Raw genomic sequence first — 21,837 nt, 5'->3', positions numbered from 1 at the left:
GCAGGCGGGATCGCTCCGCCATGAGCACCACTCTCCTGGTCGTCCAGGCCCTGAACGGGCTGCAGCTCGGCGTGCTCTTGTTCCTGATCGCGGCCGGGCTGACGCTGGTGTTCGGGGTGATGGACTTCATCAACCTGGCGCATGGCGTGCAGTACATGCTGGGCGCCTATTTCGCCGTCGCCTTCTACGGGCTGACCGGGCATTTCCTGCTGGCCCTGCTGCTGGCGCTGGGGGCGGCGCTGCTGCTGGGCCTGGTGCTGGAGGTGCTGGTGTTCCGGCACCTCTACGGCCGCAGCCATCTCGACCAGGTGCTGGCGACCTTCGGGCTGATCCTGTTCTTCAACGAGGCGGTGCGGGCGCTGTGGGGCTCGTCGCCGCTGAGCATGCCGATGCCGGAGGCGCTGTCGGGGTCGATCGCGCTGATGCCGGGGCTGCTGTATCCGGTCTATCGCCTGGCCGTGCTGGCGGCCGGGCTCGGCGTCGCCCTGCTGCTGTGGCTGCTGATAGCGCGCACCCGGGTCGGCATGCGCGTCCGGGCCGGGGCCAGCAATGCCGACATGGTCTCGGCCCTGGGCGTCAACATCCGCCGACTGTTCATGATCGTGTTCGGCGTCGGCACCATGCTGGCGGGCTTCGCCGGCGCCCTGGCCGGGCCGATCTTCGCGGTCGAGCCGAGCATGGGAGACAACTTCCTGATCCTGGCCTTCGTCGTCATCGTCATCGGCGGCATCGGCTCGATCAAGGGCGCCTTCATGGCCTCGCTGCTGGTCGGGCTGGTCGACACGCTCGGCCGGTCCTTCGCCACCGACCTGTTCCGGCTGGTGCTGGCGCCCGCCGCGGCCAACCAGGTCGGGCCGGCCCTGGCCTCGATGCTGATCTACCTCTTGATGGCCGTGATCCTGTTCTGGCGCCCGGCCGGGCTGTTCCCCGCCCATGGCCAGTGACGCAATGACAGGGGTGGTGCCCCCATCCTCCGCGCTGCGCACGGTCTGGCCGGCGCTGCTGATCTTCGCCGTGCTGGCGCTGGTGCCGGTGGTGGCGCCGCTGCTGGGTGGCGGCAGTTATCCGCTGACCGTGGCCGGCCGGATCATGATCTTCGCCATCGCCGCGGTCAGCCTGGACCTGATCCTGGGCTATGGCGGGCTGGTCTCCTTCGGCCATGCCGCCTTCATCGGCCTCGGCGCCTATGCCGTCGGCATCCTCGCTGACGCCGGGTTTGAGGAGGGGTTGCTGCTGCTGCCGGCGGCGATGCTGGCGGCGGCGGTCTTCGCGGCCCTGACCGGCGCGGTGTCGCTGAAGACCCGCGGCGTGCACTACATCATGATCACCCTGGCCTTCGGCCAGATGGCCTATTTCACCATGACCAGCCTGTCGGCCTATGGCGGCGACGACGGGCTGACGCTGTGGTCGCGGCCGCTCGTCGCCGGCTTTGATTGGCTGAACGACCGGTCAGCCTTTTACTACATCGTCCTGCTGCTGCTGGTGGCGGCCTGGGCGCTGTGCCGCGCCGTCACGCGGTCGCGCTTCGGCCGGGTGCTGCGCGGCTGCCGCGAGGATGAGGAGCGGATGCGCGCCCTCGGCTACTCCCCCTTCGCCTACCGCCTGGCCGCCACCGTCATCGCCGGGGCCATCGCCGGCCTGGCCGGGGCGCTGCTGGCGGTGCAGACGGAGTTCGTCAGCCCGGCCTACATGTCCTGGCAGCGCTCGGGCGAGCTGATCGTGATGGTGGTGCTGGGCGGCATCGGCAGCCTGCACGGCGCCATCGTCGGCGCCGCCGCCTTCCTGCTGGCCGAGGAACTGCTGTCCGGCGTCACCGAACATTGGCGGCTGATCTTCGGGCCGCTGCTGATCCTGGTGGTGCTGTTCCTGCGCGGCGGGCTGGGCGGCCTGCTCGGCAAGGTGCGGCATGACTGAGTCGGTGTTGCGGGTCGAGGGCCTGTGCAAGCGCTTCGGCGCGCTGACTGTCACCGACAGCGTCGGCTTCGACGTCCGGCCCGCCGAGATCCACGCCCTGATCGGTCCGAACGGCGCCGGCAAGACCACGCTGATCCAGCAGATCTGCGGCCGGCTGGCGCCCGATGCCGGCAGCATCCGCTTCCTCGGCGAGGACATCACCCGCCTGCCGACGCATCGCCGGGCCCAGCGCGGCCTGGCCCGCACCTTCCAGATCGCCCGCCTGCTGCCCGGCTTCACCACGCTGCAGAACGTGGCGACCGCGGTGCAGCGCCGGCGCGGCTCCAGCTTCCGCTTCCTCCGCCCGGTCGGCCGCGAGCGCGAGATCGAGACGGCGGCCCGGGCGCTGCTGCAGCGCACCGGGCTTGGCACCCGTGGCGAGGTGCCGGCCGCCGCCCTGAGCCATGGCGAGAAGCGCCAGCTCGAGCTCGCCATGGCCCTGGCGCTGGAGCCGAAGCTGCTGGTGCTGGACGAGCCCATGGCCGGCACCGGGAGCGAGGAGACGGCCCGGCTGGTCGAGCTGCTGCGCGGCCTGGCCGGCACCCTGCCGATGATCCTGGTCGAGCACGACATGAGCGCGGTCTTCGCCTTGGCCGACCGCATCTCGGTCCTGGTCTACGGCCGCGTCATCGCCACCGGCACGCCGGCCGAGATCCGCGCCAGCCCGGAGGTCCGCGCCGCCTATCTCGGCGAGGAGGCGGCGTGAGCGCTCTCCTGGAGATCGACGGGCTGGAGGCCGGCTATGGCGGCGCCCAGGTGCTGTTCGGCATCTCCCTCAGCGTGGCGGCGGGGGAGATCGCGACCCTGCTCGGCCGCAACGGCATGGGCAAGACCACGACGATCCGCAGCCTGCTCGGCCTGCTGCGCCCCGGCGGCGGCCGCATCCGGTTCGACGGGGCCGACATCACCGGCCTGCCGCCCTACCGCATCGCCCAGGCCGGCATCGGGCTGGTGCCGGAGGGGCGGCAGATCTTCCCGACCCTGACCGTCGAGGAGAACCTGGTCGCCACCGCCGCCGACCGTTTTGGCCGTGCCGCGCCCTGGACGCTCGACCGGGTCTATGCCGTCTTCCCGCGGCTGGCGGAGCGGCGACGTCATCGCGGCAGCCAGCTGTCCGGCGGCGAGCAGCAGATGCTGGCGATCGGCCGGGCGCTGATGACCAACCCGAAGCTCCTGGTGCTGGACGAGGCGACCGAGGGGCTGGCGCCGCTGATCCGGGCCGAGATCTGGGACTGCTTCGACCGGCTGAAGCGCGAGGGCCAGTCGATCCTGATCGTCGACAAGACCCTCGACGCCCTGCTGCGCTTGGCCCAGCGCCACGCCGTGATCGAGAAGGGGCGGGTGGTGTGGACCGGCAGCAGTGCCGAACTCGCCGCAGCCGAGGGAACCCGGGAGCGCTATTTGGCGCTATAGTCGAAAACAGTGCCGTCCAGCCCGGGAGTGCCAGATGAACACCGCCAACCTCCAGCTCGAAGGTGTCTACGCCGCCATGACGGCGTTGATGACGGCGCTGCGGGACAAGGGGCTGCTCAGCGTCGACGAGATCGACCAGGCCCTGGCGAAGGCGGAATCGGGCCTTGTCGCCGATGTCCGGCGCCCGGCCGGGGTCAGCGCCGCCAATGTCGAGGCGATCTGCTTCCCGCTGCGCTATCTCCGCCTGGCCAACCGGGCCGCGGCGGAGGAACCGGCGCCCGCTTTCTCCGTCCTGGCGGCCCGCGTCGGGCAGAACAAGGTGCGGATCAATCTGTCTGACAAATAGCCGTTGCGTCGCCTCCCGACCGCTGCCAGAGTTTCGCCGGGGCTCGGAAGAAGCCCCGGGTGACTGTGTTTCGACAGCACGATTTGGGAGGACGTTCATGGGCGACCGCGAGCATCGCAGCCGGCGTGATTTCATCATGGCCGCTGCGGCCACGGCCGGCGCGGCAGCCGCGCTCGGCGGGCTGGATTTCAAGATGGCGGCCCAGGCGGCGGAAGCTGCGGGCCGGTCCGAAAAGCCGCTGAAGGCGGCTTTCTCCAACGCCGGGCTGCAGGCCACTTGGTGCGCCCAGGGCAAGCAGGCGGCGGAATATTGGGGCAAGCTGTTCAACGTCGAGATCACCTGGTTCGACGGTGAGCTGGCGGCACCGAAGCAGCGCACCGCGATCGACAACATGGCGTCCCAGAAATGGGATTTCGTGGCGATCCAGGCCTTCGGCATCGGCACGCTGACCCAGCCGGTGCAGAAGATGATCGACGCCGGCATCCCGGTGATCGACATGGACACGCTGATCGCGCCGCTTGACCAGCTCAACGTCCACTCCTTCCTGGCCCCGGACAATGAGTTCATGGGCGGTGCCGTGACCCAGGCGCTGTGCAACGCCATCAATGGCGAGGGCACCATCATCATGACTCAGGGCGCCCTCGGGCACACCGGGGCGCAGGGCCGGGCCCGCGGCTTCGAATCGGTGGTCAAGCAGTTCCCGAAGGTCGAGGTGCTGAACACCGACCCGGCCGACTGGGACGTGTCGAAGACGGCGCGCCTGTGGGAAACCCACCTGACCAAGTATCCGAAGATCAGCGCCGCCTTCTTCCACAACGACGACATGGCGCTGGCCGCCTACAACGTGATGAAGGCCCGCAACCGGACCGACATCCTGATCGGCGGCGTCGACGCCATGCCGCCGGCCATCCAGGCGGTGGCGGACGGGCGCATGTTCGCCACCGTCCGCAACCCGTCCTGCCGCATCCATGGCGGCGCGGTGATCGCCGGGGTCGCGGCGGTGACGGCCGGCGAGAAGAGCGGCGAGGGCGGCATCCCGAAATCCGTGGTCACCGACGGTCCGGTCGTGACCAAGGCGAACGCGGCCGGGATGCAGTGGATGCAGGATCACTTCCTGATCTGATCGCGGGGGCCGGTCGAGCGAGCCATGCAAACAGCCGATCGACTCTGGACCCAACGTCGCAACTTTAGACTGTCATGCCCGGGCTTGACCCGGGCATCCAGAGGATGTCGAGACCCTCTGGATTGCCGGGTCAAGCCCGGCAACGACAATGGGGGCTTGGGGCGAACCCTCGGCCGGACAGCAGTGGACAGACCTGGCCAATGACCCAAACCCCTGTGCTCGAGCTCAGCGGCATCTCGAAGGCGTTCGGCGGCGTCCGGGCCCTTCGGGATGTCGACTTCGCGCTCAAGGCCGGCGAGATCCATGGCCTGGTCGGCGAGAACGGCGCCGGCAAGTCGACCATGATGAAGATCATCGCCGGCGTGCATTCGGAGTATGAGGGCCGGATGCGGATCGACGGCCGCGACGTGCGCTTCCGCTCGGCCCGCGACGCGCTGGCGGCCGGCGTCGGCATGGTGCATCAGGAGCTGAGCATCGTGCCGGATCTCAGCGTGGCCGAGAACGTGTTCCTGGGCGCGCAGCCGCTGACCCGGCTCGGGATCGTCGACTGGGCCGGCATGCGGCGCGCGGCGGGAGAGCAGTTGCGCCGCCTCGGCATCGATCTCGACCCGCGCACCCCGGCCGGCGCTCTGCCGATCGGCCTGCAGCAGCTGATCGAGATCGCCCGGGTGCTGTTCTCCGGCGCCCGCATCATCATCCTGGACGAGCCGACCTCCGCCCTGTCGCCGCCGGAGATCGAGCGCCTGTTCGGCGTGCTGCGGCGGCTGCGCGACGAGGGGCGCAGCTTCGTCTTCATCTCCCATTTCCTCGACGACATCCTGCGGATCTCCGATTCGGTGACGGTGTTCCGCAACGGCCAGCGCGTCATGACCGCCGCCGCGGCCGGGACCGACAAGATGATGCTGATCGACCGCATGATCGGCGCCGGCCATGACGAGCTGGAGGAAAGCTACACCGGCGAGTTCAAGCTCGACCCGAAGCCCGGCCATCCGGTGGTGCTGTCGGTCGACGGGCTGTCGCTGGCCGGCCGCTACCGCGACGTCTCGCTCGAGGTGCGGGCCGGCGAGGTGCTGGGCATCTACGGCTTCATGGGCTGCGGCCAGCTCGAGCTGGCGCGCACCATGTTCGGCAAGCTGCCCTCCGACAGCGGCCGGATCTCGGTCGCAGGGCAGCCGGTGCGGCTGTCCACCACCGCCAAGGCGCGGCGGGCCGGCATCGCCTTCGTGCCGGAAAGCCGGCGGGCGATGCTGTTCCACCATGAGCCGATCTACAAGAACGTCTCGATCAGCATCCTCGACCGGATCTCGCGCTGGCTGCTGAAGCCTGAGTCCGAGCGCGGCATCGCCCGCAGGCATGTCGAGGCGCTGCGCATCCGCACGCCGCATGTCGATGCCGAGCTCGGCGCCCTGTCGGGCGGCAACCAGCAGAAGGTGGCGCTGGCCAAGTGGCTGACCTACCCGCCGCGCGTGCTGATCCTCAGCGAGCCGACCCGCGGCATGGATGTCGGCGCCAAGGAGGATGTGGTCGGCATCGTCCGGGGCCTGCGCGACCAGGGCATCGGCGTCGTGGTGGTCTCGGCCGAGCCGGAGACGGTGCTGGCGCTGGCCGACCGCATCCTGGTGATGCGCAAGGGCCAGATCGCCCGTGAATTCGCGGACGGCACGGTCAGCAAGGACCGCCTGCTCGAGGCGGCGTGACAGGGGACGGAAATCTTATGGATGCGCAGACCACACCGACCCGCAGCGCCGGAAGCCGGCTCGGCGCCATGCTGGGCAGCCAGCTGCGCAACATCGCGCCCTTCATCACGCTGATCGCCCTGCTGGTGTTCTTCGGCGTCGCCAGCCCGTCCTTCCTGTCGGTCGACAATTTCAGCAACATCCTGAACCAGGTCTCGGTCACCGCGATCATGGCGGTCGGCCTGACCTTCGTCATCCTGTGCGCCGAGATCGACCTGTCGGTCGCCGCCATCGCCAACGCCGCCGGCATCGTCGTCGCCTTCTTCACGGTGCAGGAAGCCTATGTGAACATCGCCAATGTGCCGCTGCCGGGCTGGGCCGCGATTCTCGTCGCGCTGGCCAGTTGCGCGGCGCTGGGCCTGGTCAACGCCTTCGGCGTGACCCGAATCGGCATCCCGTCCTTCATCATGACGCTGGCGATGATGCAGATCGGCGCCGGCATCTGCGCTATGCTGGTGCGCGGCCAGATCGCCTATGCCGTGCCGCCGATCCTGGTCACCCTGGGCTCGGGGTCGATCGGCGGCATCCCCTGGATCGTGATCGTGGCCGGCATCACGCTGCTGGTCGCCCATCTGGTGCTGACCTATACGCGCTTCGGCCGCTACGTCTACATGGTCGGCGGCAACCGCGAGGCGGCCGAATTCTCCGGCGTCAATGTCCGGGTCGTCATCGGCGCCGTGATGGTGATCTCGGCGGTCTGCTCGGGTCTCGCCGGCATGCTTGGCGTGGCGCTATTTCGGCAGCGCCCAGCAGAACGAGTTCGACACCTTCCTGCTCGACGCCATCGCCGCGGTGGTGGTCGGCGGCACCAGCCTGTTCGGCGGCCGCGGCGGCATCGGCAACACCATCATCGGCGTGCTGATCCTGGGCGTGCTGAACAACGGCCTGGACCATGTCGACATCGACAGCTTCCTGAAGATCCTGATCCGCGGCCTGATCCTGCTGGCAGCCCTGGTGATCAACGTCTATGCCCAGCGCCTGCGGACGGTGCGCGGCGCTGCTTCCGCTTGACGGCGGCGCACCGATCCCTATCTAGGGGACGCCCGGCGCCCCTTCGTCGAGGTCGATGCACCAGTAGATGACGGAGCCCATGAGCATCCCGCGGACCGATCCGGACGACGCCTCGCACGGCCACGAGGACATCCTGTATCCGGAGGCGGTCCCCTTCGTCCTGCTCCATCTCGCTAGCTTCGCGGCGATCTGGACCGGCGTCACCTGGCAGGCCGTGGCGATCTGCGTGGTGCTGTATTTCCTGCGCATCTTCGCGATCGGGGCCGGCTATCACCGCTATTTCGCCCATCGCGCCTATTCCACCGGCCGGGTGTTCCAGTTCATCCTGGCCTTCCTGTCGCAGAGCACGGCACAGAAGAGCACGCTATGGTGGGCCGCCAAGCACCGGCACCACCACCTGCATTCCGACACCGAGCAGGACGTGCATTCGCCCCGGCACCGGGGGTTCGTCTACGCCCATCTCGGCTGGATCTTCTCGACCCGCCATCGCACCACGGATCTGAGCAAGATCGCCGATTTCGCGCGCTACCCCGAGCTGATGCTGCTGCACAAATACGAGCTGACCCCGGCCGTGATTCTGGCCGCGATCACCTTCCTGATCGGCGGCTGGCCCGGGCTGGTGGTCGGCTTCGTCTGGAGCACGGTGCTGGTCTATCACGGCACTTTCTGCATCAACTCCCTGGCCCATGTGCATGGCCGCAAGCGCTATGTCACCGGCGATGATTCCCGCAACAACTGGCTGCTGGCCCTGATGACTATGGGCGAGGGCTGGCACAACAACCACCACGCCTATCAGAGCAGCGTGCGCCAGGGCTTCAGATGGTGGGAGGTCGACCCGACCTTCTACATCCTGAAAGGCCTGTCCTGGTGCGGCGTGGTCTGGAACCTCAAGACTCCGCCCGAGGCCGTGCTGCGCAACGAGCAGCGGCTCGGCACCAAGATCATCGAGCGGGCGGCCGCCGAGCTGGCGGCCAGCTTCCCGACCGAGCGGATCGCGACGGCGCTGCACGAGGCGCTGGCCCACGCCCATGCGCCGACCCTGGCCGACCTCCGCGACGCCCTGGCGACCGCGCAGCACAAGACCGCGGACCTGCTGGCCAAGGCGCATCTGCCGAGCTTCCCGACGCGCGACGAGATCCGGGCGCGCGCCGCGTCCATGTTCGCCAAGACCCGGTCGATGGAGGACATCGTCGAGCGGGCCCATCACCTGGTGCTCGAAGCGGTCAGCAAGCGCCTGGCCGCGGCCTGAGCCCGCGGCGCCGATTGACCCTGCGCCACGCGCCGCCTACTGTGCCGCCATCGCGCAACCGGTTCCCCGAAGGCGGACGCCAGAGGGGATGAGAGGCCTTTTGAAAATGCGCTGGTGTGAGTCGGATGGTGGTGGTTGCGAGAACCGGAGCGCAGCGGACGCTTGAGTCCGTGAGCACCGGAAGCGCAGCAACCGCCGCCAGACGGCCGCGCCAGTAGCATTTGCGAAGGCCTCGGAAAAGGGAACGCGGGACGGCCTGTCCTCTCAGGCCTGATCCGCGGCTGCCCCCGCAACTGTAGGCGGCGAGCCCACCTCCGACAGCCACTGGCCGATTGGCCGGGAAGGCGGAGGCGGGCGACGACCCGCGAGCCAGGAGACCTGCCGGCGAGGCGATGCATGCGAACCGCCGGGCGGGGTGAACCGGTGGCGCGGGATGCGCGGCGCCTCGAGGGCACCGTCTCCGGCGTCCAAGCCCTGTCCGGCCGAGCGAGGGGCGAGGGCGTGTTGCACCGACCGATCCATGGCTAAAACCCGCATGGCTCACCCCCCTTGTGCCCTGCGCCGGTTCAACATGCCGACAGGGCAGGAGGGCGGCGCAGCGCGATGCAGCGCATCGCGCAAGCCGTTCGACGCACCAAGTCGGCATGTTCAACCGGCCCGAAGGGTCGCCTTGCGGCGGCCGCCTGCGGGCGCGGGCCGCTCGACCGTATGTCCCGATACGCTCTTCGCGGCCTGCGCCCTCATTCGACTCACCGCAAGGCGACGCAGGGCGCAAGGGGGGTGAGCCATGCGGGTTAAACTGCCGGCGGCGACGCTGGTGCTGGGCGGCGCCCGCTCGGGCAAGAGCCGCCATGCCGAGGCGCTGGTCGAGAGCCAGCCGGGCGACTGCGTCTATCTCGCCACCGCCGAGGCCTGGGATGCCGAGATGGTGGAGCGCATTTCCCGCCACCAGGCGCAGCGCGGCTCGCGCTGGCGCACCGTCGAGGCGCCGCTCGACCTGGTCGAGACCCTCGGCCAGGTGGCGGGCCCCGGCCGCGCCGTGCTGGTCGACTGCCTGACGCTCTGGCTGTCCAATCTCATGCATGCCGACCGCGACATCGCCGCCGAGACCGAGCGGCTGGTGCGCTGGCTCGCGGCCCCGCCCGGCCCGGTGGTGCTGGTGTCGAACGAGGTCGGGCTCGGCATCGTCCCCGACAACGCCCTGGCCCGCGCCTTCCGCGACCATGCCGGGCGCCTGCACCAGGCCGTGGCGGCCGTCGTGCCCTTCGTGATCTTCGTCGCCGCCGGCCTTCCCCTGACCCTGAAATCCGCCTGAGGACCCCGCATGCCCGCCAAAATTCCGGCCACCGTCATCACCGGCTTCCTCGGTGCCGGCAAGACCACGCTGATCCGCCACCTGCTGCAGACCGCCAATGGCCGCCGGCTGGCCCTGATCATCAACGAGTTCGGCGATGTCGGCGTCGATGGCGACCTGCTGCGCAGCTGCGGCGACGCCACCTGCCGCGAGGAGGATGTGGTGGAGCTGGCCAATGGCTGCATCTGCTGCACCGTGGCCGACGACTTCATCCCGACCATCGAGAAGCTGCTGAACCGCGCCGATCCGCCGGAGCACATCGTGATCGAGACCAGCGGCCTGGCCCTGCCGAAGCCGCTGGTGAAGGCCTTCGGCTGGCCGGAGATCCGCACCCGGGTGACGGTCGACGGCGTCATCACCGTGATCGACGGCGCCGCCATGTCCGAAGGCCGCTTCGCCCCGGACGAGGCGGCCCTGGCGGCCCAGCGCGCGGCCGACGAGGCGCTGGACCATGACAGCCCGCTGGAGGAGCTGTTCGAGGACCAGCTGGCCTGCGCCGACATGGTGATCCTGAACAAGACCGACCTGCTGGACGAGGCCGGGCTGGCGGCGGTGTCGTCCGACCTGGCCGCCCAGCTGCGGCCGGGGGTGAAGGTGGTCAAGGCCCGGCACGGCGCCATCGACGCCGCGGTGCTGCTGGGCCTTGGCGCCGCCGCCGAGGACGACCTGGCGGCGCGCCCCTCGCATCACGATGCGGAGGAGGAGCACGACCACGATGATTTCGAGAGCTTCCATGTCGACCTCGGCACGGTGGCCGACCCCGACGCCCTGGCGCGCAAGCTGAAGCCGGTGATCGAGGCGCATGACATCCTGCGGCTGAAGGGCTTTGCCGAGGTCGCGGGCAAGCCGATGCGGCTGGTGGTGCAGGCGGTCGGCGGCCGCATCCAGCATTATTACGACCGCGCCTGGCGCGCCGACGAGGCCCGCGGCACCACCCTGGTGGTGATCGGCGAGCGCGGCCTCGACCGCGCCGCCATCACCGCGGCCCTGGCGGCCTGATGCATCTCCTCGCCACCAGGCCGGGCAGCATCGCCGACGGGTCGGAGGCGGTCGATCTGGGCCAGAGCCCGGGCGACATCGTCGTCCTGACCGCGGCGGACACCGAGCTCGCCTGCCTGTCGGCGGCGCGGGCCGGATTCGGCGAGGAGTTCCCGCGGCTGCGCCTGGCCAACCTGCTGCAGCTCGGCCACAACCTGTCGGTCGACACCTATGTCGACGACGTGGTCGGCCGGGCGAAGCTGGTGGTGGTGCGCCTGCTGGGCGGCGCCGGCTACTGGCGCTACGGCATCGAGCAGGTGCATGCCGCCTGCCGGCGCGAGGGCATCGCTCTGGCCGTGCTGCCGGGCGACGACAAGCCGGATGCCGATCTCGACGACCTGTCGACCCTGCCGGCGGAGGCGAGGGGGCGGCTGTGGCGCTATCTGACCGAAGGCGGCATCGAGAACGCCCGCAGCTTCCTGGCCTATGCCGCCACCCTGGCCGGCCACGACCTGCCCTGGGCCGAGCCCCGGCCGCTGCTGCGCGCGGGGCTGTACTGGCCGGATCTGCGGCACCCGTCGTTTGGCGAGATCGAGCGGCGGTGGAAACAAGCAGAGGCGGCCCAACCAAACACTCTCCCCCTCCCCTTGCGGGAGGGGGGAAGGGGGAGGGGGCTCGCGCCGTTGGAGCCGGGCCAGAAGGCCGCGTCCGATACCGGCCTCGACAAACCCCTCCCCCTACCCCCTCCCGCAAGGGGAGGGGGAGGATCTAAAGAGGACGTTCCGCACGCCGAGCCGGCCCCCGTCATCGGCCTTGTCTTCTACCGCGCCCTGGTGCAGGCGGGGAACCTGGCGCCGGTCGATGCGCTGGTGGCCGCCTTGCGCGAGCGCGGGCTGAACCCGCTGCCGGTCTTCGTCTCCAGCCTCAAGGACGCGGTCTCGGCCGAGCTGATCACCGACGCCTTCGCCCGCCACCCGCCTGCGGTGATCCTGAACGCCACCAGCTTCGCCGTCTCCAGCCCCGGCGGGCCGGCCCAGCCGACGCCGTTCGATGCGGCGGACTGCCCGGTGCTGCAGGTGGTGTTCGCCGGCGGCGCCGAGGCGGTGTGGCGCGACGGCACGCGCGGCCTGTCGGCCCAGGACCTGGCGATGAACGTCGCCCTGACCGAGATCGACGGCCGTGTCCTGACCCGCGCCGTGTCGTTCAAGTCGGAGGCGCGCTGGGACCCACTGACCGAATGTACCGTGGTGGCCTACCGCCCGGTGCCCGACCGCATCGATTTCACCGCCGACCTCGCCGCCGCCTGGGCCGGGCTGCGCCGCACGCCGGCGGCCGGGCGCAGGGTCGCGCTGGTGCTGGCCAACTACCCGAACCGCGACGGCAGGCTCGGCAACGGGGTCGGCCTCGACACCCCGGCCGGGACGGTCGAGGTGCTGCGCGCCCTGGCCGCGTCCGGCTATGCCGTCGAGGATGTGCCGGAGGACGCGGCCGCGCTGATGGTTCGGGTGACCGCCGGGCCGACCAATGCGCTGGAGGACCGGGCCGGCCGCTCCGGCGGCGTGTCGTATCCCCTGACCGATTATCGCACTTTCTTCGCCGGCCTGCCCGAAGCGGTCCGGACCGCGGTGACGGCCCGCTGGGGCGCGGCCGAAGCCGATCCCTTCGTCGAGGGCGGCGCCTTCCGCCTGGCGGTCCACCGCTTCGGCCATGTCGTCATCGGCGTGCAGCCGGCACGCGGCTACAACATAGACCCGCAGGCGACCTATCACGACCCGGCGCTGGTGCCGCCGCACGGCTACCTGGCCTTCTACGCCTGGCTGCGGCGGGGCTTCGGGGCCCAGGCCATCGTTCATATGGGCAAGCACGGCAACCTGGAATGGCTGCCGGGCAAGGCGCTGGCGCTGTCGCAGGACTGCTTCCCGGAGGCCGCCTTCGGCCCGGTCCCGCATCTCTACCCCTTCATCGTCAACGATCCCGGCGAGGGCACCCAGGCCAAGCGCCGCACGGCCGCCGTGATCATCGACCATCTGACCCCGCCGCTGACCCGGGCCGAGAGCTACGGCCCGCTGAAGGACCTCGAGGCGCTGGTCGACGAATACTACGAGGCCGCCGGCATGGATCCGCGCCGGCTGGCCCATCTGCGCGACCGCATCCTCGACCTCGCCCGGTCGACCGGGCTGGACCGCGACTGCGGCGTGGCGGCGGATGCCGATTCCGACTCCGCTCTGGCGCAGATCGACAACCATCTCTGCGAGCTGAAGGAGATGCAGATCCGCGACGGGCTGCACATCTTCGGCCGCTCGCCCGAGGCCGACCAGCGCACCGACCTCTTGGTGGCGCTGACCCGGGTGCCGCGCGGGACGGGGCAGGGCGGCGACGCCTCGCTGATCCGGGCTCTGGCGAATGATCTCGGCCTCGGCTTCGACCCGCTCGACTGCCGCTTCGGCGACGCCTGGGCCGGGCCGCGGCCGGCAGTGCTGGGGCCGGAGAAAGGCTGGCGGACTTGCGGCGACACGGTCGAGCGGCTGGAGGGGATCGCGCGGGATCTGGTCGCCGGCCACCGGGCGCCCGAGCCCGGCTGGACCGCCACCGTCGCAGTGCTGGTGGAGATCGAGGCCGCGGTGGCGCCGTCCGTCGACCGCTCCGGCGCTGCCGAGATCGACGGGCTGCTGCGCGGCCTGGATGGGCGCTTCGTGCCGGCCGGCTCTTCCGGCGCGCCGACCCGCGGCCGGCTGGATGTGCTGCCGACCGGCCGCAACTTCTACTCGGTCGACAGCCGCACGGTGCCGACCCCGGCCGCCTGGCATCTCGGCTGGAAGTCAGCGTCACTCTTGGTCGAGCGGCACCGGCAGGAGCATGGCGACTGGCCGCGCACCATGGCGCTCAGCGCCTGGGGCACCAGCAACATGCGCACGGGCGGCGACGACATCGCCCAGGCGCTGGCGCTGCTGGGCGTGCAGCCGCGCTGGGATCCCGCGTCGCGCCGCGTCACCGGCTTCGAGGTCATGCCCGAGGGCGTGCTGGGCCGGCCGCGGGTCGATGTCACCCTGCGCGTCTCCGGCTTCTTCCGCGACGCCTTCCCCAGCCAGATCGACCTGTTCGACAGCGCCGTCCGCGCCGTCGCCGCGCTGGACGAGCCGGAGGAGGCGAATCCGCTGGCCGCGCGCGTGCGGGCCGAGACCGCCGCGCTGGTCGAGGGCGGGGTGGCCGAGGCCGAGGCCCGCCGCCGTGCCGGCTTCCGGGTCTTCGGCTCCAAGCCGGGGTCCTATGGTGCCGGGCTGCAGGCGCTGATCGACGAGAAGCTGTGGCGCGACGAGGCCGATCTCGGCCGCGCCTATCTGGAATGGGGCGGCTGGGCCTATGGCGACGGCGCCGAGGGCGCCGCGGCGCATGATCTGTTCGCCCGGCGGCTGGAGCGAGTCGAGGCGGTGGTCCACAACCAGGACAACCGCGAGCACGACCTGCTCGATTCCGACGACTACTACCAGTTCGAGGGCGGGCTGGCGGCGGCCATCCACCATTTGTCCGGCGCCCGGCCGGCGGTCTGGCACAACGACCATTCGCGCCCCGAGCGGCCGGTGATCTGGACCCTGCGCGAGGAGATCGCCCGCGTCGTCCGCGCCCGGGTGGTCAATCCGAAATGGATCCGCGGCGTGATGCGCCACGGCTACAAAGGCGCGTTCGAGATGGCGGCGACGGTCGACTACCTGTTCGCCTTCGCCGCCACCACCGACGCCGTGGCCGACCACCAGTTCGACCTGGTCTACGATGCGATGCTCGGCGACCCCGAGGTGCGCGCCTTCCTGGAACAGGCCAACCCGGCGGCGGCGCGCGAGATCGCCGAGCGGCTGCAGGAGGCGCTGGACCGCGGCCTGTGGCAGCCGAGGGCGAACGCCGTTTACCATGAGCTCGATGTGCTGACGAAGGAGCCCCGCCCGTGAACACCGACGGCATGACCGAGGACGAGATCAACGCCCGCCACGCCGAGAAGATGGCCAAGAAGAAGGCGGTGCGCGACCGGATGCTGGCCGGCAAGACCATCGAGAAGGGCCTGCTGATCGTCCACACCGGCAAGGGCAAGGGCAAGTCGACCGCCGCCTTCGGCATGGTGCTGCGGTCGATCGGCCACGGCTTCCGCACCGGCGTGGTGCAGTTCGTCAAGGGCAGCTGGGACACCGGCGAGCGCCATGTGCTGGAGCGGTTCCCGGATCTCGTCACCATCGCCGCGATGGGCGAGGGCTTCACCTGGGAGACGCAGGACCGCGAGCGCGACATCGCCGCCGCCCATGCCGCCTGGGAGGCCGCCAAGGTGATGATCCGCGATCCGTCCTACCGTCTGGTGCTGCTGGACGAGTTGAACATCGTGCTGCGCTACGACTACCTGCCGGTGGCGGAGGTGGTGGCCTTCCTGCGCGACGAGAAGCCGGCGGACACCCATGTCATCGTCACCGGCCGCAACGCCAAGGACGAGCTGATCGAGATCGCCGACCTGGTCACCGAGATGACCCAGATCAAGCACCCGTTCCGCGACGGGGTGAAGGCGCAGGCCGGGATCGAGTTCTGATGGGCCCTGGGGGCCGTCCGCCTGCCTTGATGATCCAGGGAACCGGCTCCGATGTCGGCAAGTCGCTGATCGTCGCCGGGCTGTGCCGGGTCTTCGCCCGGCGGTCCTTGAGGGTGCGGCCGTTCAAGCCGCAGAACATGTCGAACAACGCCGCAGTCACCGTTGATGGCGGCGAGATCGGCCGGGCCCAGGCACTGCAGGCGCGGGCCTGCGGCATCGACCCGACCGTGCACATGAACCCGGTGCTGCTGAAGCCGGAGACCGAGACCGGCGCCCAGGTGATCGTCCAGGGCCGCCGCGTCGCCACGCTGAAGGCCCGCGACTATGCCGCCCATAAGCCGCAGCTGCTGGCGGCGGTGCTGGACAGCTTCGGCCGGCTCTCGGCCGAAGCCGACCTGATGCTGGTCGAGGGCGCGGGCAGCCCGGCCGAGGTGAATCTTCGCGCCGGCGACATCGCGAACATGGGCTTCGCCGAGGCGGCCGACCTGCCGGTGGTGCTGATCGCCGACATCCATCGCGGTGGCGTCATCGCCAGCCTGGTGGGCACCCATGCGGTGATCGCGCCGGAAGAGGCCGCGCGGATCCAGGGCTTCATCATCAACCGCTTCCGCGGCGATGCGGCGCTGTTCGCCGACGGCATGCGGATCGTCGCGGACCGCACCGGCTGGCGCGGCCTCGGCATCGTGCCGCACTGGCCGCAGGCGTCGCTTCTGCCGGCCGAGGACGCCAACGCGCTGGCCGAGATCGAGACGCCGACAGGCCGGGCGATCACCATCGCCGTGCCGGTGCTGTCGCGCATCGCCAATTTCGACGACCTCGATCCGCTGCGGCTGGAGCCCGACGTGGCGGTGCGCATGGTGCCGCCGGGCGAGGCGCTGCCGGGCGACGCCGACCTGGTGCTGCTGCCGGGGTCGAAATCGACCATCGGCGACCTCGCCTTCCTGCGCGCCCAGGGCTGGGACATCGACTTGATCGCCCATGTCCGGCGCGGCGGCAGGGTGCTGGGCCTGTGCGCCGGCTTCCAGATGCTCGGCCGAAGGCTGCACGACCCGGACGGCATCGATGGCGCTCCGGGCTCGGCCGACGGGCTCGGGCTGCTCGATCTCGAGACGGTGATGACGCCGGAGAAGAGCGTGGTCGCCGTCGCCGGTACGCATCGGCCGACCGGCACCGCGATCCGCGGCTACGAGATGCATGTCGGCCGCACCGAAGGCCCGGCCCTGGCGCGGCCGCTGCTCGACCTGGAGGGCCGGCCGGACGGCGCCGTCTCTGCCGACGGCCGCGTCGCCGGTTGCTACGTCCACGGCCTGTTCGCCGCCGACGGCTTCCGCGCCGCCTTCCTGGCCGGGCTCAAGCCGCGTGCAGAGGCCGGCTTGGCCTATGACGCCACGGTCGACGCCACGCTGGATGGGCTGGCCGACCATCTGGAGCGGCATCTCGATCTTTCGGCGCTGGCGCGGATCGCCGGTCTTCCGGGCTGACACAGTCGCTTTGCGATAGCCTATTGCCTTAATTCGCGGTCTTGTTCATGCTATGTTCTATGGACAAGGCGCAGACCGATTCGGGCGTGGAGAGGCCCGCTTCCACCGGGGAGCGGACCGAGCGGCAACTGCGCCTGCTCGCCCGTCTGACCGAGATCGGCATGGAGATCGCCGAGAAGACCCGCACCGACGCGGTCGAGGCGCCCGAGCCCGGGATCGACTACTGCGCCCGCTTCGCGACGGCCGCCCGCGCGGTGCGGCTGTCGATGCTGCTGGAGGACAAGCTGTCCCGGCAGCGTCCGGCTTGGTCGACGGCGGCGATGCAGTCGGCGCTCGACGCCCCGAGCAAGGCCGAGGGCTGGAGCGAGGAGGAGACCGATGACCGCGACGGGGAGCTGGTCGAGCGGCTGGAGCAGCCCGAGATCGAGGAGATGATCGATCGCCTGCCGGCGGAGGTGGCGATTGCGCGGCTGTGCCGGAAGTACGACCTGCCGGACGACGCGCAGCGCTGGCTGCAGGAGGCGATGGAGTTCGAGGCGCAGCTGGCGCGGGAGGACGCGGAGGACGAGAAAGGCTGGGACGACGACGAGGAGCCTCCGCCGTTCGATCCGCCCGCGCCTCGCGCCGCTGCCCCTGGCCGCAAACCCAGCCCACCGGACACCGGGTGACCGCGTCGGGTTCGCCCTGGGCGAACCCGACATGCCGCCGCCGTCGCGGCCCCGATCCTCCTGGGTTCGCTGCCGCCAACCCAAACCACCGAGAACCGGAGTATTTTGCCTCTCCGCCCTGCGGGAGAGGACGGATGCGCTTGCGCCTCCGGGGGAGTGTGTGGAGGCCGGAACTGGCCTCCCGGGATCGCCGCGTCCTACAGCAGCAGCGCCAGCGCGGCCATCGTCAGGACCAGAATCGCCCCCGCACCGCTGGTGACCGCCAAGGCCCGGCGGATGTCTCGCGGCCTCGCCTCCGCTCGGCCGCCGTCGCCCATCCAGGCGTCCGTCACCACCGTGCCGTGATACTGGCGCGGACCGGCCAAAGCGAGGCCGAGGCCGCCGGCCATCGCCGCCTCGGGCCAGCCGGCATTGGGCGAGCGGTGCTTCGGCGCGTCGCGCAGCATCGCCCGCCACGCCGCTCCGACGCGGCCGCCGCCGAACGGCGCGGCCAGGGCCAGCAGGGCGCCGCACAGCCGGGCCGGGATCAGGTTCAGCACATCGTCCAGCCGGGCCGCGGCCCAGCCGAAGGCCTCGTGCCGGGCGGTGCGGTGGCCGATCATGCTGTCGGCGGTGTTGACCGCCTTGTAGACCAGGATGCCGGGCAGGCCGAGCAGCGCGAACCAGAAAGCCGGCGCGAACACGCCGTCGGAATAGTTCTCCGCGTCGCTCTCGATCGCGGCGCGGCACACGCCCGCCATGTCCAGGCTCTGCGGGTCGCGGCCAACGATCATCGACACCGCGCGGCGGCCGCCCTCCAGCCCCTCCAGGTCGCAGGCGGCGGCCACGGCGGCAACATGGTCGTGCAGGCTGCGCTGGGCCAGGAAGATGGCGGCGACGATGATTTCCAGCACCCAGCCGAAGGGCAGGGTGTGCAGCAGGGCGGACACGCTCCAGCCGATCCCGCCGGCCAGCAGCACCAGCAGCAGCGTTGCCACAACGCCGGCGGCCCGGCGGCGGGCCGGCGCGTCGCCGTCATGGTTCAGGCGGCGGTCCAGCCAGCCGATCAGCCGGCCGGCCAGCGCCACCGGATGCGGCAGCCGCCGCCACAGCCAGGGTGGGTCGCCGACCAGCGCGTCGAGCAGCAGGGCCGCGGGCAGGATCCAGAGATGGTGGGAGAGGTCGAGCATCCCCACGCTCTGGCCGTCCCGGGCGCCGGGGTCAAGCCCGGCCTGACGGAGCGGCCGTCAGGCGAGGGCGTCGGCCGGAGGTGGCTGCAGCCGTCGCCACATCGTCCAGCCGATGACCGCCAGGCCGCCGATGATGCCGGAGCCGTAGCTGGCCAGATGCGCCCAGGCGGCCGCCGAGAAGGCGACATGGATCTCCGGCGGCAGCAGCGGTCCCCAGCCGCCGGGCACCGGCGACCACCCCGACGCCACCGACCAGGCGCCCCACGCACCGGCGACCACGGCGCAAAGCGCCATCGCGACCAGCAGCCGGAGAATCGCCGGCCGGAGATCGACGAGTCTCAGCCGGTTGCTTCGGCCCAGCCGCGCCGCGACGGCGAGCATCAGGCCCAGCGGCAGCCCGACCCACCAGGTCGCCAGCACGCCCCAGCCGATCGCCAGCAGGAACGGCGACTCGGTCGGGAACACCGGCGGATGGGCAATGGTGAAGTATTCGACGCAGAGATGGGCGGTGACCTGGTCGTGCAGGATGCCGTAGGCGATGGCGGCGCCAAGACCAAACAGGACGATCCGTGGGTCTCCATCAGCGCTTGTCCATCAGCATCACGACCGCCAGCACGACAGCGGCAGCGGCCAGCGCGACGAGGCCGATCTTGAACCAGCTCCAGGGTCGCTGGCCCTGCACCTCGCCGGTGCGGCCGTTGATCACGAAGCTGTAGGTCTTGCCGCCGTAGCGAAAGCTGTTCAGCCAGATCGGCAGCAGCACATGCTTGAAGGTGACGCCGGAATAGGTCGTCTCCTGGCTGCGGATGGCCTGCTTGTCGCCGCCGATATCGGCGCAGATGTCGCGGCGGATCGGCGCCGCCATCTTCTCCTGCGCCCGGCCGAATCCGCCGGCCAGGTCGAGCTGGTAGTGCTGGGCGCCAAAGCCGCGCAGATAGCTCGGGTCATAGGGCGCGAGCTCGCCGAGATCCCAGGGCTCGAGCTTGTCGAGATATCCCTCCGGCAGGGACCGGCTGGCCACCACCGTCACGTCGTCGAAGTCGCGCGCCACCCGGCCGCTGCAATTGGTCCAGCGGGTCTCGATGATGGTGCGGGTCTTGCCGCCCTGGCGAACCGTCCGGCTGTAGTTGATGCCGCGCTGGCCGGTGTAGTCGGTGCGGGTCGCGGCATCGAAGGTCCAGTACGGCACATACATGCCGATGAAGCCGGCATCGGTCTTGGCCAGGCGCTTGACGTCGTTCGGCGCGAACCAGAGGCCGGACAGCCAGGATTCGTATTTCGACCGTGCCGCCTTGGCGTCGAAGCCGAAGGGCAGCAGCGCTCCCGGCCGCAGATGGGTCAGGGCGCGCGGCTCCAGCACGATCGGCGTGCCGCAGAACGGGCAGCGCGACGCCTGGATCGCGGGGTCCAGCTGGAACTCGGCGGCGCAGCGCTTGCACGAAACCACCAACACCGTCTCGGTCGGTGCCGACTGCTCGGCTTCGGCCAGGCCGGTGGCGTAGTCGATCTCCTCGACCCTGGACCAGGGAGAGGCCTCGATCGCGTTCTGATGTCCGCAATAGGGGCATTTCAGCGCCCGGGTGCCGGGCGCGTATTCGAGCTGCGCGCCACAGGACGCGCAGGCGAAGGCCATGTCCGCCATGATCCGGGATCAGGCGGCCGGCGGCAGCGGCGGCGGCTGGTCGGCGAACAGCGCGGCCAGGCCTGCGACCTCGCCGGCCTTGCTCCAGCCCGCCATGCCCTGGGTCCAGACCAGGCTGTCGCGGCTCAGGCGCCCGTCGCGCACCATTCCCTGCAGCTCGGCGGCCGGGAAGGGGCCGGCCTGCTTGCCGTCGACGGCAACATGATAGGCCTCAGCGCCCGGCAGGGGCGGCGCCGACCCGGCGGCCGGGACCTGCTGGCCGGCCTGCTGCACCGCGCCGCCCATGGCGGAGGCGAGGCCCCCGGCCGTCGCCATGCCGATGCCGATGCCGGCGGCTCCGCCCGGATTCTCGGCCGCGGCCTTGATCGCCTCGGCGGTCTGGAACTGGGTGTAGCGGCCGAGATCGCCGACCACGCCCATGCTGCTGCGGCGGTCCAGCGCCTGCTCCACCTCTTCGGGCAGCGAGACGTTCTCGACCAGCAGCGTCGCGATCTCCAGGCCGTAGGCGTCGAACTCCGGCTGGATCGCATCGCGGATCACCTGGCCGACCTTGCCGTAGTTGGACGACAGGTCGAGCACCGGGATGCCCGACGTCGCCACCGCCCCGGCGAAGCTGGTGACGATCAGGTTGCGCAGCTGGTCGGTGATCTCGTCGGTGGTGAAGCGGCCGTCGGTGCCGGCGATCTCGCGGATGAAGGCGGCCGGGTCCTTGACCCGGATGGCGTAGGTGCCGAAGGCGCGCAGCCGCACTGGCCCGAATTCCGGGTCGCGCAGCATCACCGGGTTCATCGTGCCCCATTTCAGGTCGGTGAACCGCTTGGTGTTGAGGAAATAGACCTCGGCCTTGAACGGGCTCGAGAAGCCGTATTTCCAGCCCTGCAGCGTCGACAGGATCGGCAGGTTCTTGGTCTCTAGCGCATACATGCCGGGCTGGAAGACGTCGGCCACCTTGCCTTCGTTGACGAAGACGGCGACCTGGCTCTCACGCACCGTCAGCTGGGCGTTGTACTTGATCTCGTTGTTGTGCCGCTCGAAGCGGTAGACGATGGTGTCCTGGGTATCATCGGTCCATTCGATGATGTCGATGAATTCGCCGGCAATCTTGTCCCACAAGGCCATGGTCCCCTCCGTCCGCGGGCCTCATGGGCCG

At 70.5% G+C, this 21,837-nt stretch carries 19 protein-coding genes and 1 riboswitch; of the genes, 15 read left to right on the top strand and 4 right to left on the bottom strand.

All coding sequences use genetic code 11. The features are described from left to right. Positions 1 to 20 precede the first annotated feature (20 nt). From QFZ27_RS27165 to QFZ27_RS27095, 15 genes are all read left to right on the top strand, one after another. The gene (locus QFZ27_RS27165; protein ID WP_429229586.1) at positions 21 to 944 is read left to right on the top strand and encodes a branched-chain amino acid ABC transporter permease; all 924 of its coding nucleotides are present in this window, start codon (positions 21 to 23) and stop codon (positions 942 to 944) included. Between the two features lie 16 nt (positions 945 to 960). Continuing rightward, the gene (locus QFZ27_RS27160) at positions 961 to 1,914 is read left to right on the top strand and encodes a branched-chain amino acid ABC transporter permease (protein ID WP_429229585.1); all 954 of its coding nucleotides are present in this window, start codon (positions 961 to 963) and stop codon (positions 1,912 to 1,914) included. Beyond that, on the top strand, positions 1,907 to 2,659 hold the full coding sequence (locus QFZ27_RS27155) for an ABC transporter ATP-binding protein (RefSeq protein ID WP_429229584.1): 753 nt from the start codon (positions 1,907 to 1,909) through the stop codon (positions 2,657 to 2,659). The genes QFZ27_RS27160 and QFZ27_RS27155 overlap by 8 nt, the downstream gene beginning before the upstream one ends. Next, positions 2,656 to 3,366, top strand: a complete 711-nt coding sequence (locus tag QFZ27_RS27150; RefSeq protein WP_429229583.1) for an ABC transporter ATP-binding protein — start codon at positions 2,656 to 2,658, stop codon at positions 3,364 to 3,366. Before QFZ27_RS27155 ends, QFZ27_RS27150 begins: the two co-directional genes overlap by 4 nt. Positions 3,367 to 3,400: 34 nt before the next feature. After that, positions 3,401 to 3,712: a hypothetical protein gene (locus QFZ27_RS27145; RefSeq protein ID WP_429229582.1), complete on the top strand. Its 312-nt coding sequence runs from the start codon at positions 3,401 to 3,403 to the stop codon at positions 3,710 to 3,712. A gap of 97 nt (positions 3,713 to 3,809) precedes the next feature. Beyond that, positions 3,810 to 4,835: a sugar ABC transporter substrate-binding protein gene (locus QFZ27_RS27140; protein ID WP_429229581.1), complete on the top strand. Its 1,026-nt coding sequence runs from the start codon at positions 3,810 to 3,812 to the stop codon at positions 4,833 to 4,835. A gap of 200 nt (positions 4,836 to 5,035) precedes the next feature. Further along, positions 5,036 to 6,532: a sugar ABC transporter ATP-binding protein gene (locus QFZ27_RS27135; RefSeq protein ID WP_429229580.1), complete on the top strand. Its 1,497-nt coding sequence runs from the start codon at positions 5,036 to 5,038 to the stop codon at positions 6,530 to 6,532. A 17-nt stretch (positions 6,533 to 6,549) separates the two neighbouring features. Beyond that, positions 6,550 to 7,653: an ABC transporter permease gene (locus tag QFZ27_RS27130; RefSeq protein ID WP_429229578.1), complete on the top strand. Its 1,104-nt coding sequence runs from the start codon at positions 6,550 to 6,552 to the stop codon at positions 7,651 to 7,653. An 8-nt stretch (positions 7,654 to 7,661) separates the two neighbouring features. Continuing rightward, positions 7,662 to 8,831 carry an acyl-CoA desaturase gene (locus tag QFZ27_RS27125; RefSeq protein WP_429229577.1) on the top strand — a complete coding sequence of 390 codons (1,170 nt, stop codon included), beginning with the start codon at positions 7,662 to 7,664 and terminating at the stop codon, positions 8,829 to 8,831. Between the two features lie 195 nt (positions 8,832 to 9,026). Next, positions 9,027 to 9,231: riboswitch (cobalamin riboswitch) on the top strand. Between the two features lie 387 nt (positions 9,232 to 9,618). After that, on the top strand, positions 9,619 to 10,146 hold the full coding sequence (cobU, locus tag QFZ27_RS27120; RefSeq protein WP_429229576.1) for a bifunctional adenosylcobinamide kinase/adenosylcobinamide-phosphate guanylyltransferase: 528 nt from the start codon (positions 9,619 to 9,621) through the stop codon (positions 10,144 to 10,146). A 9-nt stretch (positions 10,147 to 10,155) separates the two neighbouring features. Next, a complete protein-coding gene (gene cobW / locus QFZ27_RS27115; protein WP_429229575.1) occupies positions 10,156 to 11,184 on the top strand; it encodes a cobalamin biosynthesis protein CobW in 1,029 nt (342 codons plus the stop codon). Further along, entirely contained in the window at positions 11,184 to 15,104 is a 3,921-nt protein-coding gene (gene cobN, locus QFZ27_RS27110) for a cobaltochelatase subunit CobN (RefSeq protein ID WP_429229574.1), read from the top strand. Before cobW ends, cobN begins: the two co-directional genes overlap by 1 nt. An 11-nt stretch (positions 15,105 to 15,115) precedes the next feature. Next, a complete protein-coding gene (cobO, locus tag QFZ27_RS27105; RefSeq protein WP_429232497.1) occupies positions 15,116 to 15,727 on the top strand; it encodes a cob(I)yrinic acid a,c-diamide adenosyltransferase in 612 nt (203 codons plus the stop codon). Positions 15,728 to 15,756: 29 nt separating this feature from the next. After that, the gene (locus tag QFZ27_RS27100; RefSeq protein WP_429229573.1) at positions 15,757 to 17,208 is read left to right on the top strand and encodes a cobyric acid synthase; all 1,452 of its coding nucleotides are present in this window, start codon (positions 15,757 to 15,759) and stop codon (positions 17,206 to 17,208) included. A 59-nt stretch (positions 17,209 to 17,267) separates the two neighbouring features. After that, a complete protein-coding gene (locus QFZ27_RS27095; RefSeq protein WP_429229572.1) occupies positions 17,268 to 17,876 on the top strand; it encodes a hypothetical protein in 609 nt (202 codons plus the stop codon). Between the two features lie 197 nt (positions 17,877 to 18,073). Here QFZ27_RS27095 and cbiB read toward each other — a convergent pair whose 3' ends face one another. The 4 genes from cbiB to QFZ27_RS27075 form a co-directional block, all read right to left on the bottom strand. Then, a complete protein-coding gene (gene cbiB, locus QFZ27_RS27090; protein ID WP_429229571.1) occupies positions 18,074 to 19,045 on the bottom strand; it encodes an adenosylcobinamide-phosphate synthase CbiB in 972 nt (323 codons plus the stop codon). Between the two features lie 57 nt (positions 19,046 to 19,102). Further along, a complete protein-coding gene (locus tag QFZ27_RS27085) occupies positions 19,103 to 19,510 on the bottom strand; it encodes a hypothetical protein (RefSeq protein WP_429229570.1) in 408 nt (135 codons plus the stop codon). A gap of 115 nt (positions 19,511 to 19,625) precedes the next feature. Beyond that, entirely contained in the window at positions 19,626 to 20,687 is a 1,062-nt protein-coding gene (locus QFZ27_RS27080) for a TFIIB-type zinc ribbon-containing protein (protein ID WP_429229569.1), read from the bottom strand. A gap of 9 nt (positions 20,688 to 20,696) precedes the next feature. Next, positions 20,697 to 21,806 (bottom strand): SPFH domain-containing protein, encoded by a 1,110-nt coding sequence (locus QFZ27_RS27075; RefSeq protein ID WP_429229568.1) that lies wholly within the window; start codon positions 21,804 to 21,806, stop codon positions 20,697 to 20,699. Between the last annotated feature and the right edge of the window lie 31 nt (positions 21,807 to 21,837).

Source organism: Inquilinus ginsengisoli (assembly GCF_050434925.1).
Classification (GTDB): Bacteria; Pseudomonadota; Alphaproteobacteria; order DSM-16000; family Inquilinaceae; genus Inquilinus; species Inquilinus ginsengisoli_B.
This window is presented reverse-complemented; position numbering and strand designations above follow the sequence as displayed.

Excerpts from the sequence above, each read along its gene's own strand:
- QFZ27_RS27165 (WP_429229586.1), top strand. The coding sequence starts at position 21 with ATGAGCACCACTCTCCTGGTCGTCCAGGCCCTGAACGGGCTGCAGCTC.
- QFZ27_RS27155 (WP_429229584.1), top strand. The coding sequence starts at position 1,907 with ATGACTGAGTCGGTGTTGCGGGTCGAGGGCCTGTGCAAGCGCTTCGGC.
- QFZ27_RS27145 (WP_429229582.1), top strand. The coding sequence starts at position 3,401 with ATGAACACCGCCAACCTCCAGCTCGAAGGTGTCTACGCCGCCATGACG.
- QFZ27_RS27140 (WP_429229581.1), top strand. The coding sequence starts at position 3,810 with ATGGGCGACCGCGAGCATCGCAGCCGGCGTGATTTCATCATGGCCGCT.
- QFZ27_RS27135 (WP_429229580.1), top strand. The coding sequence starts at position 5,036 with ATGACCCAAACCCCTGTGCTCGAGCTCAGCGGCATCTCGAAGGCGTTC.
- QFZ27_RS27130 (WP_429229578.1), top strand. The coding sequence starts at position 6,550 with ATGGATGCGCAGACCACACCGACCCGCAGCGCCGGAAGCCGGCTCGGC.
- QFZ27_RS27125 (WP_429229577.1), top strand. The coding sequence starts at position 7,662 with ATGAGCATCCCGCGGACCGATCCGGACGACGCCTCGCACGGCCACGAG.
- cobU (WP_429229576.1), top strand. The coding sequence starts at position 9,619 with ATGCGGGTTAAACTGCCGGCGGCGACGCTGGTGCTGGGCGGCGCCCGC.
- cobW (WP_429229575.1), top strand. The coding sequence starts at position 10,156 with ATGCCCGCCAAAATTCCGGCCACCGTCATCACCGGCTTCCTCGGTGCC.
- cobN (WP_429229574.1), top strand. The coding sequence starts at position 11,184 with ATGCATCTCCTCGCCACCAGGCCGGGCAGCATCGCCGACGGGTCGGAG.
- cobO (WP_429232497.1), top strand. The coding sequence starts at position 15,116 with ATGACCGAGGACGAGATCAACGCCCGCCACGCCGAGAAGATGGCCAAG.
- QFZ27_RS27100 (WP_429229573.1), top strand. The coding sequence starts at position 15,757 with ATGATCCAGGGAACCGGCTCCGATGTCGGCAAGTCGCTGATCGTCGCC.
- QFZ27_RS27095 (WP_429229572.1), top strand. The coding sequence starts at position 17,268 with ATGGACAAGGCGCAGACCGATTCGGGCGTGGAGAGGCCCGCTTCCACC.
- cbiB (WP_429229571.1), bottom strand. The coding sequence starts at position 19,045 with ATGCTCGACCTCTCCCACCATCTCTGGATCCTGCCCGCGGCCCTGCTG.
- QFZ27_RS27080 (WP_429229569.1), bottom strand. The coding sequence starts at position 20,687 with ATGGCGGACATGGCCTTCGCCTGCGCGTCCTGTGGCGCGCAGCTCGAA.
- QFZ27_RS27075 (WP_429229568.1), bottom strand. The coding sequence starts at position 21,806 with ATGGCCTTGTGGGACAAGATTGCCGGCGAATTCATCGACATCATCGAA.